Origin of the sequence: Roseofilum acuticapitatum BLCC-M154, assembly GCF_030068475.1 — a bacterium.
Classification (GTDB): domain Bacteria; phylum Cyanobacteriota; class Cyanobacteriia; order Cyanobacteriales; family Desertifilaceae; genus Roseofilum; species Roseofilum acuticapitatum.
The window spans coordinates 29,382-49,928 of record NZ_JAQOSP010000148.1 but is presented as its reverse complement, the minus strand read 5'-3'; the positions used below and the strand labels follow the sequence as shown (position 1 = coordinate 49,928).

Here is a 20,547-nt window from a genome sequence, read left to right as displayed (position 1 = left end):
AAAATCATGCCAAAAGTGGGAATTGAAGCCCTAAACGTATATGGAGGTTCAGCTAAAATCGATGTGCGAATGTTGGGGGAAGCACGTCAGTTAGACATGACTCGCTTCGATAATCTAATGATGAAAGAGAAGGCAGTTGCGATGCCTTTTGAAGACCCAGTTTCTTATGCGATTAATGCAGCCAAACCGATTATTGATAGCCTCAGCGATCTGGAAAAGCAACAAATCAAGATGGTGATCGCTTGTACTGAGTCTGGCATCGATTTTGGCAAATCTATCAGCACTTATGTTCAAGATTATTTGGGGCTAAGTCGTAACTGCCGAATGTTTGAGATTAAGCAAGCTTGCTACGCAGCTACAGCAGGTTTACAAATGGCATTCAATTTGGTTTTGTCCCAAACTTCTCCAGGGGCTAAAGCTTTGGTTATAGGGACTGATATATCCCGGTTTATTGTCACAGAGGGAGGAGAAGCTATTAACCAAGATTGGTACTTTGCCGAATCAAGTAGTGGTGCTGGAGCAGTCGCTATGTTAGTCAGTGAAGTTCCTAAAATTTTCCAAGCTGATGTAGGATGTAATGGTTACTATGGCTATGAAGTAATGGATACTTGTAGACCTAACCCAGACTCAGAAGCAGGAGATGCAGACTTATCCTTGCTATCCTACTTGGATTGTTGTGAAAAGGCTTATCAGGAGTATCAAGAACGAGTAGAAGGAGTAGATTACCAAAAAACTTTTGATTATTTGAACTTTCATACTCCCTTTGGAGGGATGGTAAAAGGCGCTCACAGAAGTATGATGCGTAAGTTGAAAAGAGCCAAACCTGTGGAAATTGAAGAAGACTTTCAGAAACGGGTAATGCCAGGATTAATCTATTGCCAACAAGTAGGGAATATAATGGGAGCAACGGTATTTTTGTCTTTAGCTAGTATGATAGACAATGCAGATTTTAGCAGACCTCGACGGATAGGCATATTCTCTTATGGTTCTGGTTGTTGTTCAGAATTTTATAGTGGAGTTGTTGCCCCACAAGCAAAGGAAATTCAAGCTCAACAAAACATTTCATCACAGTTAGCAACTCGCTATTCTTTAAGCATGGAAGAATATGAGCAGTTACTGAATTATAGTTCGACAGTGGCCTTTGGCACGAGAAATGTGACTTTAGATTACCAACTCTTTCCTGGTGTATGGAAACAAATTGCAGGCAAAGGTCGCTTAGTGCTGAAACAAATCAAAGACTTTCACCGAGAATATGAATGGGTATAGCTATGGATTATCAAACCCTAAAAATCAGCGATCAAGGCGTTGTACAAAGGATTCAACTATATCGACCTGAAGCTAACAATAGCATTAATAGTCAGTTAACGATAGAATTGTTGTCAGCTTTGCAAGCTGCTGAAGCCGAGGAAGTTGTCAAAGTCATCATACTGGAAGGACTCCCTGATGTTTTTTGTACAGGCATGGATTTTGGAGAAGTGGCAACAGCACAAGAACTTGATCCAAAAGGACGTTATAACGCTTACTACGATATTTTGAAACAAATGTCTCAAAGTAGCAAAGTAATTTTGTCAGTTGTGCGTGGTAAAGTCCAGGCAGGAGGGGTGGGTTTAGTCGCAGCAAGTGATTTAGTTATTGCTGATGAAACGGCAACTTTTGTTTTATCAGAATTATTGTTTGGGTTATTACCCGCTTGTGTATTGCCTTTTTTGATTCGTCGAGTGGGGTTTCAAAAAGCCTACCGTTTAGCACTAACAACCCAAACCATCTCAGCATCAGAAGCTGAAAAGTGGGGATTAATTGATGAATATGGCAGTAGTACGAATCAGTTAATTAGTAAATATATTCGACGTTTAAAGTATTTACCTTCATCAGGGGTGAAAGAGCTAAAAAACTATATTAGTCAGTTATGGATTGTTCAAGCAGAAACTCAAGATTTAGCTGTAAATGAGATTTTTAGACTAATAACAGAACCTACGGTTCAAGAAAAAATTAAACGTTTTCAACAAGAGGGATTATTTCCATGGCAAACCTAAATCTTAATTTGGACGTGGCAAAGGGCAACTCTGATGTAGTCCAACTAGTGGAGTTGGGTAATGGTGTTGTGCAAATTACGATGAGAGATGAAGAGAAATCCAATATCTTTTCTCTGGAAATAATCGAGGGATTATACAGATGTTTCGAGGCAGTTGCTGAAAACAAAAGTTACAAAGTCGTGATATTGACCGGTTCTGGAAATTATTTTAGTTCCGGAGGAACACAAGAAATACTAATTAGTATTAGCAAGGGAGAAATTAAATGTAGTGATGCCGATTTTTTTAGAATAGCGCTAGATTGTCCAATACCGGTAATTGCAGCAATGCAAGGTCATGCTATTGGTGGAGGTTTAGTTCTTGGATTGTATGCCGATTTGGTTGTACTCAGTCAAGAAAGTATTTACACCGCTAATTTCATGAAGTATGGTTTTACTCCTGGTATGGGATGTACCTTCATTGCTCCAGAGAAATTAGGTGCATTAGGGCTAGAAATGATGTACACTGCCCGAAATTATCGAGGAAAAGAGTTAGCAGAACGGGGGGTTTCTTTTCCAGTTGTTCCGCGAAAGGATGTGCTAAAAGTTGCTAAAGATTTAGCCTATGAACTGTCGGAGAAACCGAGACTATCTTTAATCACATTAAAGAAACACTTACAAGCAAGAATTAATAAAGAGCTGCCGGAATTCGTAGAGAAAGAGGTGGCGATGCATGACATAACTTTTGGTCAATCAGAGGTGGTCAGTAAAATCGATCAAAGTTTTGACGAGATGAAAGGGGTCAGCAGTAAACTTCAAAATTCAAGTCAAGAGCCTATAAGTAACCAAGAGAAAATATTACTTGAATTGCAATCGGGTCAACTTTCCTTGGAAGATGCGGAACAGCTATTGTTAGGAAATCAAGAAGAAGAAAGCACAGATAATCTACAAAGCGAGTCGATTAACCTAGATAGCTCAGAAGAAATTTTATCTTTAATGAGTTCAGGAGAAATCTCTTTAGAAACAGCAGAAAAGTTATTATTAGAAGCAGTAGAACCAGAAATACTGAACCCTGGTCAAGAGGGTGTCAGTGATATAGCAAGTACAGATATAGCAATCATTGGCATGTCATGTCGATATCCAGGAGCAAATAACTGGCAAGAATTTTGGGAAAATTTGAAGAATGGAGTGGACAGTGTAAGCGAACCTCCTCCTGGAAGATGGGAAGAAAAAAATTGGTATCACCCAGATCCAGAACATCCAGGTACGTCTTATTCAAAATGTGCCGGTTTTTTAGATGAAATTGATAAATTTGACCCTTTATTCTTTAAGATTTCTCCGGAAGAAGCCCGGTTTGTGGAGCCTCAACAAAGAATCTTTTTAGAAGAGGCTTACCACGCGATAGAGGATGCTGGATATGCGAGTGACTCTCTCAGAGGTAAACAGTGTGGAGTATTTGTGGGAGCCTCAACAGGCGATTATATTAATTTATTGTCAAATTCCGGACTAAATACTCATCGGTTTGTACTGACAGGAAACATCTTGTCTATTGTCCCGGCAAGAATTGCCTATTTCCTTGATTTGAAGGGGCCGGTAGCCGCTATTGATACGTCTTGCTCATCGTCGTTGGTGGCTGTTCATCAAGCGTGTGAAAGTATACAAAGAGGGGAGAGCGAAATAGCGATCGCTGGAGGCATTAACATTTTGTCAACAGCAGACTTACAAATAACGTCAAGTAAGTTTCAAATGATATCTCCTGAAGGACGCTGTAAAACTTTTGATGCTGAAGCATCGGGTATAACTTGGAGTGAAGGTTGCGGTGTTGTCTTATTAAAAAGGTATAGTCAAGCCATTCAAGACAAGGATCATATTTATGGAGTGATTAAGGGAACAGGAGTCAATTATGATGGTAATACTAACGGCATTAGTGCCCCTAGTAGTCAATCTCAAGCTAGTTTAGAAGAAGCAGTTTATAAGAAGTTTGGCATTAACCCAGAAACGATTAGTTATGTAGAAGCTCACGGTACAGCAACACCTCTGGGAGACCCCATAGAAGTAGAAGCTTTAACAGAATCGTTTTCTAAATGGACGAAGAAGAAACGGTTTTGTGCGATCGGCTCAGTAAAGACTAATATTGGTCATGGAGCAATGGCTGCTGGGGTTTCTGGTTTGATCAAGACAGCTTTGTGCCTCAAAAACCAAAAATTAGTTCCATCATTACATTTTAATCAACCCAACCCCCATATTGACTTTGAAAATAGCCCTTTTTATGTCAATACAGAATTCAAAGATTGGGAAGTATTAGCAGGTAAACCCAGGCGAGCTGCTGTTAGTTCTTTGGGTTTTAGTGGTACGAATGCTCATTTGGTTATAGAAGAAGCACCCTCTGAAGTTAAAAGTCAGAATGTTGTTGAACGTCCAATTCATCTATTCACTCTCTCAGCGAAAACAGAAAAGGCTTTAGAAGAGTTAGTCAGTCGTTATCAAAATTATTTAGAAACTCATCCTCACTTAGAATTGGCAGATATATGTTATACTGCTTCTACTGGCAGAACGCATTTTAATCACCGACTAGGGGCGATCGCATCCGATCCCAAAGAATTAAGTGAAAAACTGCTTGCCTGGAAAACTCAGGAACAACCAGTAGGAGTATTTTCAGGACAACAAAATAGGAAAAGTCCGAAGATAGCGTTCCTCTTCACAGGTCAAGGTTCCCAGTATGCGAATATGGGAAGGAAACTTTATGAACAAGCACCGGTTTTCCGTCAAACTTTAGAGAAATGTAACCAAATCCTAAAACCCTATTTGGATGTACCTCTATTAGAAATCATTGACCCATTAGATACACAAAAGTCAACTTCTGATGTATTAAACCAAACTGCTTATACCCAACCCGCCCTATTTGCCATAGAATACGCTCTCTTCAAATTATGGGAATCTTGGGGAATCAAACCCGATGTAGTGATGGGTCATAGTGTAGGTGAATATGTAGCGGCAACCGTAGCAGGAGTATTTAGCTTAGAAGATGGCCTCAAACTAATAGCTATGCGGGGAAAATTGATGCAAAAGCTACCCTCTGGCGGTAAGATGGTATCTATAATGGCATCAGAATCTCAGGTAACAGAAGCCATAAGAGAATATAGTTCCCAAGTCACCATAGCAGCAGTTAACGGGCCAGAAAGTATAGTAATTTCTGGTGAGAGTGGAGCCATAGCAAAGATTTGTAGTCACTTTGAATCAGAAGGAGTCAAGAGTAAACAACTAGAAGTATCCCATGCTTTCCATTCACAATTGATGGAACCCATGTTGGCAGGGTTTGAAGCTGTAGCCAATCAAATTACCTACCATCAACCCAGGATACCAATTATATCCAACCTTACAGGAACCAAGGCAGATAATAGCATAGCCACAGCAGAATATTGGGTGAGTCATGTGCGCCAACCCGTGAAGTTTGCTCAAAGCATGGAAACTTTGCATGAGCAAGGATATAAATTATTCCTAGAAATTGGGCCCAAACCAATTTTGTTGGGAATGGGAAGGCAATGTTTACCAGAAGAGGTAGGTGTGTGGTTGCCATCGTTGCGTCCAGGAGTAGAAGAATGGCAACAGATGCTTTCAAGTTTAGGACAGTTATATGTACAAGGAGTCAAAATAGATGGGTTGGGGTTTGACCAAAAATATTATCGTCAGAAGGTCGTATTGCCAACCTATCCATTCCAACGAGAAAGATATTGGGTAGAGAGCAACAAGAATTCCCTGAAAAAACAGTATTTGTCAACCAGCCCAAATATCCATCCCCTATTAGGTCAAAAACTCAATTGTGCGGGTAAGCAAGAAATTTTTGAATCATTACTAGGGGAAAACTCTCCAGCTTACCTTAATCACTACCGAGTCTTTGATCGAGCAATGTTGCCGACAACAGCTTACTTAGAAATGGCTCAAGCTGCTGGAAATTACAAATTGAAGACTCCTAATCTGGTGGTAGAAGACCTCATCATTCAGCAGGGATTAAGATTGCCAGTTGGGGAATTGATATCAGCCCAAACCATAATCGCTCCATCAGACAACCAAAGCTACCAATTCCAAATCTTTTCTCAACAGGAACAACAGCACCAAGAGGAACCCAAGTGGATACTCCATGCCATAGGAAAAATCCGAACTGCCCAAACCGATGCAACTCGAATCCAAGTAGACCTAGAAAAATATAAAGCAGAGTGTAGTCAACCCATAGAAGTCAAACAACATTATCAACAATATCGGCAATTAGGGCTTGATTATGGTAGCAGTTTCCAAGGAATCTATGAGTTATGGTCTGGTGAAAACCAAGCATTGGCTCAGATTAAGTTACCTGAAGAATTGATAGCACAAACAATCGATTATCAGTTCCATCCTGCATTATTAGATGCAGCCTTGCAGGTGATTTATCATGCACTGCCAGAAGTAGAGAGCGATCAAACTTATCTAACAGTAGGGGTAGAGCAGTTCAGAGTATATCGTAGTCCAGGGCTTTCCCTATGGGCCTACGCATCGGTGTCCAGGTCTGTGGAAAGTCAAAGAAGTTTAACGGCTCAAGTGAAGCTAGTGAGTCCAGAAGGAGAAATCATTGCCACAGTTGAAGGATTAGAAGTAGGGGTGAGACCGATTGACTGGTCAGCTTGGCAGGAAACAATCCAAACAACTTCTGAAACATCTAAGTCAGAATTTGTATTAAAGTTGAAGGCAGCAACACCTGATGAACGTCGCTTGTTGTTAGTCGCTCATGTCCGCCGTCACTTGGCTCTACTCTTAGGAATTAACGATCCCGAATCTATTTCGTTAGAGACCGGATTTTTTGACCTCGGTATGGATTCTTTGACTTCTGTTGAGTTGAGGAATAAGTTGCAGACGGATTTAGATTGTTTACTGCCCTCTTCTCTCGCTTTTGACTATCCTAATATTCAGTCTCTAACTGATTACTTAGAAGAAACAGTTCTTCTGTTATCTGATGATACAGAGTCGAACTCTGAAACACCAGAGGCAATATTAGAGAAAGATTCGTTGGAACTAGAGGTTTCAGAACGTCTATTTTCTGAAGTTCATCAGCTTTCTGAAGATGAAATAGATCTAGCAGTTGATGAAGCGATCGATGAACTCGATCGACTTCTACAGTGAGCTAGTAAATAATATAAAATCACTTACTTTGTAATCGACAGTATAGGAGAAATCAAGATGGAACGTGACTTATCCCAACAACTTTCAAATGAGCAACGTCTGCTACTAAAACTCAAACAAGCAACTGCCAAAATACAAAAACTTCAAGCAGCAGCTACAGAGCCAATAGCTATTATTGGTATGGGTTGTCGTTTCCCTGGTGGTGCATCTACGCCAGAAGCTTTCTGGGATATTTTACAAAATGGAGTAGATGCGATCGCGGAAGTACCCAAAGACCGATGGAATCTTGATGATTATTACGACCCAAATCCAGACACTCCTGGCAAAATGTACAGTCGCTATGGAGGGTTTATTGACCAAGTGCAGGAGTTTGATGCCAATTTTTTTGGTATTTCCCCTAAAGAAACTACCCATCTAGACCCTCAACATAGATTACTCTTAGAAGTCACTTGGGAAGCCCTAGAGCATTCAGGAAAGAATCCGCAACAACTTAAAGGGAGTCAAACTGGTGTATTTATTGGTATTTGTGCTAATGATTATACTTCCCGTATCTTCAGTCAAGGCCCAGAACACATTGATGCTTATATGAGTACAGGAAATGCCCACAGCACAGCATCTGGGCGAATTTCCTATATTCTGGGGCTAGTTGGGCCTAATTTAGTAGTAGACACAGCCTGCTCCTCTTCATTAGTAAGTATTCATTTAGCCTGTTCGAGTTTAAGGAATCAAGAGTGTAATCTAGCTCTAGCAGGAGGAGTGAATCTATTGCTATCTCCAGAGCTTACCATTGCCCTGTCTCAGGGTCGTATGTTATCGGAGGATGGTCGGTGCAAGACATTTGATGCTTCAGCCAATGGTTATGTGCGTGCAGACGGATGTGGGATCGTTGTATTGAAGCGCCTCAGTGATGCAGTTGCTAATCGGGATAATATTTTGGCAGTAATTCGTGGAACTGCTATTAATCAAGATGGGCCAAGTAGTGGCTTGACAGTACCTAATGGGCCCTCTCAAGTCGCTGTTATCCGTCGAGCTTTGGCCAATGGCGGAGTAGACCCAGCAGATGTTAGTTATATTGAAGCTCATGGTACAGGAACTTCCTTGGGAGACCCTCAAGAAGTCGAAGCCCTAGGAACAGTATTTGGCAAGAATCATTCTCAAGAGCAACCTTTAATCATGGGTTCAGCTAAGACGAATATTGGTCATACTGAAGGAGCAGCAGGAGTGGCAGGTTTGATGAAATTAGTCCTGCAACTGCAACATCAACAAATAGCACCATCACTGCATTTTAATGAGCCTAACCCTTATATTAATTGGTCTCAACACCCTCTACAAGTCTCAACTCAACTTACCCCTTGGCAAACCCATGGAAAAAGTCGCATTGCGGGAGTGAGTTCCTTTGGTTTTAGTGGAACTAATGCTCATGCAATCTTAGAAGAAGCACCAGTAAAAGTCGAAAGTCAAGATGTTCTAGAACGTTCAGTTCATCTATTCACTCTCTCAACTAAAACTGAAGCTGCTCTTGCTGAGTTAGTCAATAGTTATCAAAATTATCTAAAAACTCATCCCGAATTAGGGATAGCTGATATCTGCCATACAGTTAATACAGGACGCGCTCAGTTCCACTACAGACTAGCAGTTGTCACCTCCAATCAACAAGAATTAGTTGAAAAACTCCGAGAGTACCAAGAAGGAGAAGAAGTCCCCGGAATCTACTCAGGAGAACTGCTAAACAATACCACAGGACTTAAAATCGCTTTCCTCTTTACAGGACAAGGTTCACAGTATGTGAACATGGGAAGGCAGTTGTATGAACAATCACCCATTTTTCGTGAAGCGATTCACCAATGTGAAGAAATTCTGAGTAGTGTTGAAATTTTTCAGGAAACTTCATTACGAGACATTCTCTATCCATCAAACACAGATGAGTCCAATTCATCTCTGCTAGACCAAACCGCTTATACGCAACCGGTACTATTTGCTATAGAATATGCCTTATTTAAACTCTGGCAATCCTGGGGAATTAAACCCGATGTAGTCATGGGTCATAGTGTAGGTGAATATGTGGCAGCAACTGTAGCAGGAGTATTCAGTTTAGGAGATGGTTTGAAACTCATTGCCGCTAGGGGAAGGTTAATGCAGAAATTACCGGCTGGTGGTGGGATGGTTTCAGTGATGGCTTCAGAGTCGAAAGTCCTGGAGACATTGAAGGCGATGTCCCTGGGAGAAAAAGTGGCTATAGCAGCCATTAATGGCCCCCAAAGTATTGTAATTTCTGGTGAGTCAGAAGCATTGGGCGCGATCGCCACTAACCTCGAATCAGCCGGAATCAAAACCACACAACTCCAGGTATCCCATGCCTTCCATTCATCATTGATGGAACCCATGTTAGCAGAATTTGAAGCTGTGGCGAATCAAATTACCTACCATCAACCAAGGATACCCGTCATATCCAACCTCACAGGAACCAAAGCAGACAACAGCATAGCTACCGCACAATATTGGGTAAGTCATGTACGCCAACCGGTAAAATTTGCCCAAGGAATGAAGGCGTTAAACCAGCAAGGTTGTGAAACTTTCCTCGAAATTGGGCCCAAACCCATTTTGTTGGGAATGGGAAGGCAATGTTTACCAGCAGAGGTAGGTGTGTGGTTGCCATCGTTGCGTCCAGGAATGGATGAATGGCAACAAATGCTTTCAAGTTTAGGACAGTTATATATACAGGGAGCCAAAGTAGATTGGTTAGGATTTGATGAAAACTATAACCGAGGGAAAGTCGTATTGCCGACCTATCCATTCCAAAGACAAAAATATTGGATAGAAACTAGCAATGGCTACCAACAAAAACCGTATTTATCAACAACAAAATATTTGCATCCGTTACTAGGAGAAAAACTAGAACTCGCTAGTCTAGAGCATCAACATCATTTTCAATCGTACCTAAAAGCTCAATCTCCAGATTATCTGAAGCACCACCAAGTATTTGAGCAGGTGCTATTTCCAGCTACAGGCTACTTAGCAATGGCACTAGCAGTGGGACAAAATCTCTTTAGCTCCCAAGAGCAAGTAGTAGTGTCTGATGTGGTGATAGCGCAAGGGTTAATCCTACCAGAAACTGAAATCAAGAAAGTACAAACAGTAGTCAATGGCTTAGAAAATAATAGTTACAAGTTTGAAATCTTTAGCAAATCAGAAGCCGAAAGTCAACAGGCACTACCATGGAAATTGCACAGTGAAGGAAAAATCTATTCAGAGCCAATAGTCAAAAGCCCAGCCACAATCGACCTAGAACAATACAAAAAAGACTGTTCTCAAGCAATAGAAATCACACAGCATTATCAAAAGTATAAGTCAATTGGTATAGACTACGGAAGTAGTTTCCGAGGACTTAAACAGTTGTGGAAAGGTCAAGGCAAAGTCCTAGCGAAGGTAGCCTTACCGGAGGAATTAATAGAACAAGCAACAGACTATCAGATACATCCAGCTTTATTAGATGTAGCCCTACAAATCACAGGTCATGGCATGGGCGAAACAGACACAGCAGACATAACCTATCTCCCAGTAGGGATAGAGAAATTGAAACTGTATCGTCAGACAATCAGCCAGGTATGGATGATAGTAGAAGTACCGGAAAATAGCTTGATAGCAGACATTTTCCTGGTAGATAACGAGGGAACTATCGTCGGTGAGCTACAGGGATTAAGGGGAGTAGCCACAACAGCCGATGCCCTACTGAAAAGCCTGGAACCAGATATCAGTCATTGGTATTATCAAATCAACTGGCAAGCCCAAGATCTACCATCAACAAACCCATCAACAGCAAGCAGTAAATGGTTAGTCTTGGCAGAAGAAACTCAACTATTAGAAGCCTTACAGAACAAAGGTTACGAGTGCATTGGAGTATCACCAGGACAGAGCTATCAGCAACTCAGTCCACAACACTATCAAATCAATCCCACCAGCGAGGAACAATTGCAACAACTGCTAGAAGAAAATCCAGGGATTACAGGAGTTGTCCATTTGTGGGGAGTGCAAAAATCAGCAAACAAAGACAACTTAGAGTTAGAGAAAATTCAAGAAAATCTTTGTGGGACAGTGCTGCATTTGGTACACGCAATCCTCAACAGTAAACTTGACAAAATACCGCAGCTCTGGTTAGTAACTCAAGGAACTCAGAGCGTTAACAAAGACTCGGAAGTAATTAACCCTGAATATGGAAGCTTATGGGGACTGGGAGGAATAATTACCCTAGAACACCCAGAGTTAAGGTGTAAACGCTTTGACTTTGACCCAGAAACAACTATCTATCAAAACCTAGATTCCCTAGTCGCTGAACTCTTATCAGAAGATGCAGAAGACAAAATAGCAATACGTCAGGGAAATCGTTATGTTGCCAGACTGGTACAAAAACCACAGCAACCCTCAATGAGTTCAGCAGGGCAACCGGTGCAATTAAAACTGTCAGAATACGGAGTGATAGACAACCTCAGTTGGCAGCCAATGCAGCGCCGTCTTCCTGAAGCTAACGAAGTAGAAATTGAGGTAGCGGCAGTGGGGCTAAACTTCCGAGATGTACTCAATGCATTAGGATTACTCCAAGACTACTATGCTGAATATCTAGGCGTTACCAGTGCCAAACAACTCACCTTTGGGTTGGAATGTACGGGTACAATTTCTGCTGTTGGAGCAGAAGTCTCACGGTGGCAAGTAGGGGACGAAGTAATAGTAAATATGCTCCATGACGGCTTCAGCAGCTTCATCACTATCCCCGCTGAGGCTGAGTATCTCACCGCCAAGCCTAAACACATGAGTTTCAGCGAAGCAGCAACCCTACCTCTGACATTTTCGACGGCTTATTACGGGTTGCAGCAGTTGGCAAAAATTCAACCGGGAGAGAGAGTATTAATTCATGCCGCAGCAGGAGGAGTAGGGCAAGCCGCAGTACAAATAGCTCAACTGGCGGGAGCAGAAGTATTCGCTACTGCTAGTCCTTCTAAATGGGAATTCCTCAAGTCCCTGGGTATCAAACATATTATGAATTCCCGCACCCTAGATTTTGCTGACCAAATCATGGAGCTTACGGCAGGAGAGGGAGTAGATGTAGTCCTCAACAGCCTCAACGGAGAGTATATTCCCAAGAATTTGGAAATATTAGCCCCTCAAGGGAGATTTGTGGAAATTGGCAAAATTGGGATTTGGGAGCCACAGCAAGTCCAAGAAAAACGACCAGATGTCAGCTATTTCCCTTTTGATTTAGGAATAGTAACGCAACAAGAACCAGAGGCAATGGCTCAGGTGTCAGAGGGATTAGCCCACAGATGGAACCAAGGAGAACTGGTTGCCTTACCTCACAAAGTATTTCCGAGTACACAAATCACAGAAGCCTTCCGGTATATGCAGCAAGCTAAAAATATAGGCAAGGTAGTGATAGAAATGCCACGAGTTTCTCTTAATCCCAAGCCTATCCAACCAGAAGGAAGTTATCTGATCACAGGCGGATTAGGGGCATTAGGATTGGAAGTAGCCCAATGGATGGTACAACAAGGAGCCAAGCATCTAGCCTTGAGCGGGCGTAGCGCTCCTAGTGAAAACGCACAACAGGCGATCGGGAATTTAGAAAAAGCGGGAGCCTCTGTGAGTGTCTTATTAGGAGATATTTCCCGTCAAGAGGATGTCGCCAAAACTTTAGAGACAATCTCAACATCATTACCCCCACTTAAAGGAGTGATTCATGCAGCAGGGGTGTTAGATGACGGATTAGTTCAAAACCTGACTTGGCCTCGGTTTACTAAAGTGATGGCACCCAAGGTGCAAGGAACTTGGCATTTGCATCAACTCACCCAAGATTTGCCCTTGGATTTCTTTGTTTGTTTTTCCTCCATCGCTACTGTTTTGGGAGCGCCTGGTCAAGGAAATTATGCCGCAGCCAATGCTTTTATGGATGCACTAGTTCACTATCGTCGGGGGCTGGGATTACCAGGATTGAGTATCAACTGGGGAGGTTGGGCATCAGTAGGAATGACAGCCCGTTTAGATATTGCTAATCAAAAGCGGCTGGAGAGTAGTGGGGTGACTCTCATAGAAACAGAAAGGGGAATGCAGGCATTGGAGTCATGTTTATCAGACTCTCTCTCCCAAGTAGCAGTCTTGCCCATTAATTGGTCTAAATTTGTCAAAGAACTACCACGGGATCAAAAGACAACATTTATCGAGGATTTGATTTCCACTGAGACATCATTAAGCCAAAAGTCGGCATTTAGAGAGCAATTGGAAGCAGCACCGATTGCCGAACGTCAGGAGTTATTAACCAATCAGGTTCGTTCTTTAATCGCCAAAACATTAGGCTGGACAGATCCGCAACAAATAGGAATGCGCCAACCTTTTCTTGACTTAGGATTAGATTCTCTGATGACAGTGGAACTGAAAAACAAGTTGGAGTCCAGTTTAGAGGTAACTTTGAGTCCTACATTGTTATTTGACTATCCTACTCTTGAGGCGTTGGTCAATTATTTACCTGATGTAATTCCTCTGGAGTTTTCGATAACAGATGACTCGGATAAACAAAGCGATCGCTCGTCTGGAGAAGAAATTGATTTTCAAGCCGAAGCAATTTTAGACCCGACCATTGTTGTCAATACTACAGTTAAGCAGAATCTTGTTGAACCTCAGAATATTTTCTTAACAGGAGCAACAGGTTTTATTGGCACTTATTTGCTTGATGAGTTACTGGAACAAACCTCTGCCAATATATACTGCCTAATTCGTGCTGATAATCCTGATTTAGCTAAACAGAAACTAAAAAATAAACTGGAGTCTTATTGGCTTTGGGATGAAGAAAAGTTTGGCTCTAGAGTGATCCCGGTAGTAGGAGATTTATCTAGTAAATCTTTTGGACTATCAACAGAAGAGTTTGACTTCCTTGCCAGTCAGATTGATGTTATCTATCACAGTGGAGCTTGGACTAATCATTTTTACCCCTACACAGTACTCAAACCTACTAATGTTTTAGGAACTCAAGAAGTCTTAAGATTAGCTACTCAAACTCATCTGAAAGCTTTGCATTTTATGTCTACATATGTAACGTTGTTGTCATCAAGTAATAATGAAGGTAGGGCTATTCTTGAATCCGAACCATTAGGTGAAGAAGCTCATAACCTGACTAATGGTTACTTCCAAAGTAAATGGGTAGCGGAAAAGTTAGTGGCGGCAGGCAGGGATCGAGGAATTCCGACTTGCATATATCGTTTAGCAACGATAACAGCAGATTCTAATACTGGTGCTAGTAGGATTGATGATCGAATTTGTCGCTATGTTATGGGTTGTATTGAATTGGGCATGGTTCCAATTTCAGAAGGTGAATTAGAGAACTGGGTTCCTATCAATGAAACAATTCAAGCAATTGTCTACTTGTCTCAGCAAGAAACATCCTTGGAAAAAACCTTTAATTTAGTCAATCATAAATCCACATCTTGGAATCATGTATTTGATTTGATTTGCTCTTTAGTTCCTTCTGTGAAAAAAGTTTCACCACAGGATTGGCAGATAGCCTTATCGGAACATCCCGAAAATTCGCTCTATTCTTACGTTTTTGGAGTGCAGTCTGGAACAGAAAAAATGACAGAACAAGAGGCAGGCATATATTCTGGACTTACTATTGACGATCGCAATACTCAGAATGGGTTGCTCGGCAGTGACATTACCTTTAGCCCTATAGACAAAGCATACCTAGAAAAAATGATTTCATACTTGAACCAAAGTGGTTTTTTAAGCCTACCGTCTTAGATCTAACTCAGAAAACAAGCTATATTTCTCCGAAGTAGCTTGCTTTCTGATACAAGACGAGTTAGAATTTAATTAGATATCCAGAATAAATATATTCTCAAAAAACAACAATCAAGAAAAAAATGACACAAGAAACAAAAACAATCAATAGTATAATTACTCAAGAATCTCTTGTAGGGATATGGAAACTTATGGATATGAAAACTGTAGATGATGAACAAAATGTCATTTATTCCTACGGCAAAAATCCCCCCGGCTATCTTATTTATACGAAGGAAGGGTATGTGTCAGTGGCAATGATGAATAAGCATCGCTTGAATCTTGGATTAACTGTACAACATATCATGGATATGGGGTATGGTATAAAGCGCAAGATCAATATATTTAAGTATATCAAAGCACTTTTTCGATATATTCAGGCAGTGCAACAGTTTGTTTCTTATACAGGTCAATATAAAGTCAGAGATAATAAAGTTATTCACAATCTTGAGATTTGCTCAGTTCCAGATGTGATTGGTGTAGACTTTGAAAGAGCTATTGAGATTTCAGGAGATCAACTTTTCATGACTGTATTAGAGCCGGACTATACCGTTTACACGACTTGGCAGCGTGTTTCTGGAGTTTAGGGATTTCTCAATAGTTAAAGAGCAAAAAGAACACAAGGAACAGAAATGACAAATAGCATAATCACCAAAGAATCTCTTGTCGGAATGTGGAAACTTATCGAAATGAAAACGATAGATAAGGAACAAAACATTATTTATCCCTATGGGAAAGATGCCGTATCCTATATCACATATACGAAAGAGGGATATGTGTCACTCGGACTGATGGGTAAGAATCGCTTGCCTCTTGGATTACCTATAGAAAATATCTTGGATATGGGGTATGGTCTCAAACCAAAGGTAAATATATTGAAGTATATCAAAGCAATTTTTCGATATCTTCAGGCAGCGCAACAGTTTGTTTGTTATGTAGGGAAATATGAAGTTAAAGATAATCAAGTTTTTCACAATCTTGAAATTAGTGTAGTTCCAGATGTACTTGGTATGGACTTGCCAAGGACTGTTGAGATTTCAGGAGATCAACTTTCTCTGAATATATTCTATCAAAGGTATACCGTTTACTCTACTTGGAAACGCGTTTCCTAGGACTCACTGGGTGGCAAGCCAATTGAGTCTTTCTCACCAGAATTAAAGACAGCTTGAGTCAGCTGCTACCATCAACCAGACAGGACAGAACACTGTCTGCTAAAGTCTCCATCGTCTCCTGGCTGATTGCAGGCTCAGAAAAAGGGAAATTCAAAAACATTTTTCCCTCAAAAATTGTAACAGCAGCGCACAACACACCCCCAAATATGGCATTCGCTATAGTTCCACTAAATTCTAAGAGTTCAAATTGACCGAAAACCCTCGAAATATTTACTTGACCAGCATTGGAAATACTCACTGTACTAGGAGCCATATCTAGGCGACTGAGCGCCGAATCGAACCCCTGTTTCATCATCAATGCTTGAGAGAAAATATCGCCGCGTTTTATGCCAACTTTCAACTCTTGTCTCAACTCCCGTGCTAATTCCCAGAAGGAAGTATTTGGATCGAGAGTGTGAAATGACATTATGGCGCTAGCCACTTGGCCTAAGTTTTCATGGCCGATCGCTGGTTTTAAACGTCCGCGCAGATCAACAGCAGACCAACAGGACACAGACTTTTTCTGCCCTGCTTTGATTTTTCTTGCTGTGGCAAACATCAGTGCCACACATAAAGCACAATGTACTGTTGTCTTTTCTTGGCGACAACGTAGAATTAGCTGCTTAGTAACCTGGGCATCTAACTGCCGATAAACATTGCCAGTACGGCGTAAATCAAGAGGTACAGTCTTCTCAAAACTCAAGCCTTTTGGTCGGTGCAAAGTACTTTTGAAAATAAGTCCCAGCAGAAACAACAGATTATTGATATTACCCCTGAAGCCTTTTACTGATGGGGGTAATAACTCATCTATAGGGGGAAGCGGCGGTAAGCTGGGCATTGGCTCGACTGGTTCACCAGAGGCAATTTTTGAGCAGTAGGTCAAGATTTCTGAATATAACTGGATAGTCGATAGGGCATCACAAATGGCGTGGTTTATTGCGATCATCAGATGGCTAGTACTATTTTCACTTTGCTCCTGCCCTTGCACAAGTACAGCTCGCATCAGAACTTCACTACTCTCAATTTGGGTGTTTAGTTCTTCCCGAAGGGTTTCTTGCCATTGTTCAGGGTGCTGCCTCTCCACAACCCGCAAAGGAATCTTTTTAGCACCCGTTTCAAAACGGAGATTATTCACTTCACCAACGATCCGAGAATTCAGCCGAGAGTGACGAGTTTGGATAAGAGCAAGCGCCTGTTCAACAATTTTTTGATTTAGGGGACCCACAATTCGCCCGATCATCACTATATTGGATGAGCTAGCCAAGCGATTTGATATTTCCATTGCTTGTTCAGCTCCACAGAGTTTTCTGTTGTCAATCATGAATATCTCCTAGCAGAAAAGATCGGCTTAAGCATTAAATCATTGTGAATTATAAAGTTTACCTCTAGGAGATTATCATACCTTTGGTGGGGTTGCAATCTATTGATTAGAGTGCCAGATCTGATCAATATCTGTATTTTTTTATGCAAAAAGTGAGAAATGCTCAAAACTAAAGCCTGAGATCCCTAGACCAGCACGTAGCGCTAGAAATTCTTCCCGGATAATGATCGGAATTAATCTCAATGACGAGATCTGTTAATTGGGGATTTTCAGTCAGGGGAGTAATAAATAGTTCTGGATGTAAACTGCGCCAAAAGTAGTTAACAAATTCTTCAACTTCTGATTCATTCATGCCTGGTTTTCCAGTCGCTATCATTTCTTGTTCGGCTTGTAGTCGCCACTGTTGAGATAGGCGGTAATCTGTGGGATATAAAACGATTAATCGATCCAGACAATCCCAAAGCGGCAAGTATTCATGCAGACGTTGATTCATGTCTTGGGCAAATAATCGATCTTCCTCAGAATCAATCGGAGAAGGTGCAAAATTAAACTGAGCTGGATCGATCGGTTGCACCCCGACAAACCAACCTTCAAAGAAGATGATATCCGCATGGGTAATGATTTCTGGAGCTGTCCGATCGCCCTCTCCCCGATAAGCCGATTTGTCAAACCGAGGAAATTCTACCGGGTACTCGGAGTTACGACAACGCTCTAAAACATCAATTCCTAAGTTAATATCATGAGTCCCTGGAGGGCCTCGACGAATGAAACGGGGGTCTTGGGTTTTCAGAATTTGACGGTCTTCATAGGTTTTATATAAATCATCTAAAGATAAACTTGCCGATGTATAGCCCAGTTTTGCTAAGATCAGCTTTAACAGAGTAGTTAAAGTCGTCTTTCCAGTTCCCTGGCCCCCTAGAATCCCTTGAATCAGAGGTCGCCTGAGCTGTTTTTGAGATTCCCCTAACCACAGTGCTAAAGGTAACCAAAACTGCCATAAGGTTTGCGATAAATTTTCTGGGGGAGTATTAGGAAGCACCCGCCGAATCTCCGGGTTTAGCTCCGTGAATAACTCAACTTTTAGAGAGAGTTGGCCTTTTACTCCTTCTGGAGTATCATCAAAACCCAAGAGTTCATTCATATCCTCTTGCCCTAAATAAATTCTCAAAGAATAATTTTATCATAGACTGGTTGTTTTTACTCAAACAATAGTTTCAAATGCTATATTCATCCATGAAATCAAAGGCTTAATGTCAGTTTCTTTCTTGAAAAAAGTAGTAATAATTACAATTTTCTGATTTTCTCAAAACCCCTTGACTCCAGAGCGGCAATCGGCTATTCTCCAATGGGAATCCAATATTGAGGTAAAACCATGTCAGGTCAGTACAATTGGCAACAAAAAGTCCTTTCCCACATTTGGTTTACTTACTGCCTTGCTATTCCCAAAGCCCACTTTGGCCCTCAAGAATATCTACAGAAATTTGCGACCAAAGCCATAAAAACATATTGTGCTGATGCTCAGATCCGCAAGCTGATTGGTACTTGGGAGTTAACTTGGGGATGCGCTATTTATCAAAACAATACTAAAGTCTCGTCCTCTAATGTGAACGACCATACGATGTATGTCGCTAAGAACACAGACAATACAGAGATCGACCAATATGTGATTTCAATAGCAGGAACTAGCCCATTTTCTCTACAAAATATCTTATTGGAAAATGTTAATGTTGGAAAGGCTACACCCTGGAATGCGGGTCAACCTTGGAAGAGTGGAGAAACTATAAGTCAAGACAATGGTCAACCTGCTGTTTCTGCTGGTATGTGTAAAGCATTGAAAGACTTGACCACCCAGATGTGGGATGGAGACCTCTTACTACTTGATTGTCTTAAAGAAGTAACAACCAAAGCTTCTAAGCCTGTTGAAATCACAGTGGCTGGTCATAGTTTAGGAGGAGCCATGGCTCCCTCTCTGGCTTTACTATTAGTCGATCGTCAAGCAGAATGGGATGAGAAGAAAACAGCTACAGTAAAAGTGGTAGCTTTAGCTGGGTTTTCTCCAGGCAATGAAGCGTTTGCCAATTATTATGATGCGACTCTGGGGGATAAAACTGACCGCCTTTGGAACCAGAGTGACATAGTTCCCAATCTCTGGGAAATCGAGAGCATGAGGAAGATTCCAGCCATCTATGAACCTGAGTTACCCTCCAACATTGCTATCTCAGTATTATTGAACCGTCTAGAACAATTTAGCCAGGCTCAGAACTACACTCAGATCAAACATTCAGTACCGGGTTTTGCGAGTACCTTTAACCCTTCCTTTCAAATTCAAAACTTATTAAAGAATGTTGTCTTGGACAAGAATGTTGTCTTGGATATCTGTGCAGAGTTGGTGGCTTACCCTGTACTGCTTCAAATTCAAGCTATGCCATTTTTGAGTGATGATTTAGAGAGTAATCTCACCACACTGGCTAAAACATTTGCTAATGATATTAAAGAAGTTCTTGCTGATTTGATCGAGAATGACACAGATACCGAAGATGCATTAAAAGAACGATTAAGTGAATCAATCACTGAATTTACTGGCATAGAGGTTAACCTGTTTTTTATGCCAGTTTCAGATCAATTGGAGCAGCTATTCTCCCGCGAGGAAATGTTTAACCTGGTCAATTATGTCTTACAATTATTATATCATCATACCGTGCGCTACAGTGAATACTATGGTTATACTGAAGTAGACCGTAGGAGAGAAGAACTTACGGCTCAAGTTGCTGCTCAACTTGAAGAAGAAGAGACTAAAATTCAAACTGAAAACACCGTAATCGTCAACTATGGTAGTGCAAAGAAAGACGATGTTGATGATCTATTGCGTGGAGAAGGAAAACTTCTGAAAGGAATGTCAGGCATTATGGAACGCCTCAAACAATCAGGACATGTTAGTAAGAATGCCCAACCTGTTATCTTCCTGGTTCAGAAGAAGAAAGATTAATCAATGTAGATATTATCCAGTGGAGAAAGGTTTTCACAAGACAAGTCCTTGATGACTTTGATGAGGTAATGATCGCCTCAATAACTGGATAGGACTACTGGGTTGATGCCTT

General features: G+C 41.2%; 9 protein-coding genes. 7 read left to right on the top strand and 2 right to left on the bottom strand.

From position 1 onward, the window contains the following. Window positions 1-6 precede the first annotated feature (6 nt). From PMG71_RS22980 to PMG71_RS22955, 6 genes are all read left to right on the top strand, one after another. The gene (locus PMG71_RS22980; protein ID WP_283756069.1) at window positions 7-1,266 is read left to right on the top strand and encodes a hydroxymethylglutaryl-CoA synthase family protein; all 1,260 of its coding nucleotides are present in this window, start codon (window positions 7-9) and stop codon (window positions 1,264-1,266) included. Between the two features lie 2 nt (window positions 1,267-1,268). Continuing rightward, complete coding sequence (locus tag PMG71_RS22975; RefSeq protein ID WP_283756068.1) at window positions 1,269-2,033, top strand: enoyl-CoA hydratase/isomerase; 765 nt, start codon at window positions 1,269-1,271, stop codon at window positions 2,031-2,033. After that, complete coding sequence (locus PMG71_RS22970; RefSeq protein WP_283756067.1) at window positions 2,021-7,159, top strand: polyketide synthase; 5,139 nt, start codon at window positions 2,021-2,023, stop codon at window positions 7,157-7,159. Before PMG71_RS22975 ends, PMG71_RS22970 begins: the two co-directional genes overlap by 13 nt. 57 nt (window positions 7,160-7,216) lie before the next feature. Continuing rightward, on the top strand, window positions 7,217-14,938 hold the full coding sequence (locus tag PMG71_RS22965) for a type I polyketide synthase (protein WP_283756066.1): 7,722 nt from the start codon (window positions 7,217-7,219) through the stop codon (window positions 14,936-14,938). Window positions 14,939-15,060: 122 nt separating this feature from the next. After that, window positions 15,061-15,564: a lipocalin-like domain-containing protein gene (locus PMG71_RS22960; protein ID WP_283756065.1), complete on the top strand. Its 504-nt coding sequence runs from the start codon at window positions 15,061-15,063 to the stop codon at window positions 15,562-15,564. 84 nt (window positions 15,565-15,648) lie between these two features. Beyond that, entirely contained in the window at window positions 15,649-16,089 is a 441-nt protein-coding gene (locus PMG71_RS22955) for a lipocalin-like domain-containing protein (RefSeq protein ID WP_283756064.1), read from the top strand. 58 nt (window positions 16,090-16,147) lie between these two features. On the opposite strand, the gene PMG71_RS22950 is transcribed toward PMG71_RS22955, so the two are convergent. Both PMG71_RS22950 and PMG71_RS22945 read right to left on the bottom strand, forming a co-directional pair. Beyond that, on the bottom strand, window positions 16,148-17,449 hold the full coding sequence (locus tag PMG71_RS22950) for a phthiocerol/phthiodiolone dimycocerosyl transferase family protein (protein WP_283756063.1): 1,302 nt from the start codon (window positions 17,447-17,449) through the stop codon (window positions 16,148-16,150). Window positions 17,450-17,618: 169 nt separating this feature from the next. Next, window positions 17,619-18,590, bottom strand: coding sequence for a hypothetical protein (locus PMG71_RS22945; RefSeq protein ID WP_283756062.1), 972 nt, complete (start codon window positions 18,588-18,590; stop codon window positions 17,619-17,621). A gap of 231 nt (window positions 18,591-18,821) precedes the next feature. Between PMG71_RS22945 and PMG71_RS22940 the strand changes: the two genes are divergently transcribed. After that, entirely contained in the window at window positions 18,822-20,435 is a 1,614-nt protein-coding gene (locus PMG71_RS22940) for a lipase family protein (protein WP_283756061.1), read from the top strand. Window positions 20,436-20,547 lie beyond the last annotated feature (112 nt).

What these genes read in the sequence shown, in the direction of transcription:
- PMG71_RS22940 (WP_283756061.1), top strand. Translation starts at nt 18,822, where the DNA reads ATGTCAGGTCAGTACAATTGGCAACAAAAAGTCCTTTCCCACATTTGG.
- PMG71_RS22965 (WP_283756066.1), top strand. Translation starts at nt 7,217, where the DNA reads ATGGAACGTGACTTATCCCAACAACTTTCAAATGAGCAACGTCTGCTA.
- PMG71_RS22945 (WP_283756062.1), bottom strand. Translation starts at nt 18,590, where the DNA reads ATGAATGAACTCTTGGGTTTTGATGATACTCCAGAAGGAGTAAAAGGC.
- PMG71_RS22955 (WP_283756064.1), top strand. Translation starts at nt 15,649, where the DNA reads ATGTGGAAACTTATCGAAATGAAAACGATAGATAAGGAACAAAACATT.
- PMG71_RS22975 (WP_283756068.1), top strand. Translation starts at nt 1,269, where the DNA reads ATGGATTATCAAACCCTAAAAATCAGCGATCAAGGCGTTGTACAAAGG.
- PMG71_RS22970 (WP_283756067.1), top strand. Translation starts at nt 2,021, where the DNA reads ATGGCAAACCTAAATCTTAATTTGGACGTGGCAAAGGGCAACTCTGAT.
- PMG71_RS22960 (WP_283756065.1), top strand. Translation starts at nt 15,061, where the DNA reads ATGACACAAGAAACAAAAACAATCAATAGTATAATTACTCAAGAATCT.
- PMG71_RS22950 (WP_283756063.1), bottom strand. Translation starts at nt 17,449, where the DNA reads ATGATTGACAACAGAAAACTCTGTGGAGCTGAACAAGCAATGGAAATA.
- PMG71_RS22980 (WP_283756069.1), top strand. Translation starts at nt 7, where the DNA reads ATGCCAAAAGTGGGAATTGAAGCCCTAAACGTATATGGAGGTTCAGCT.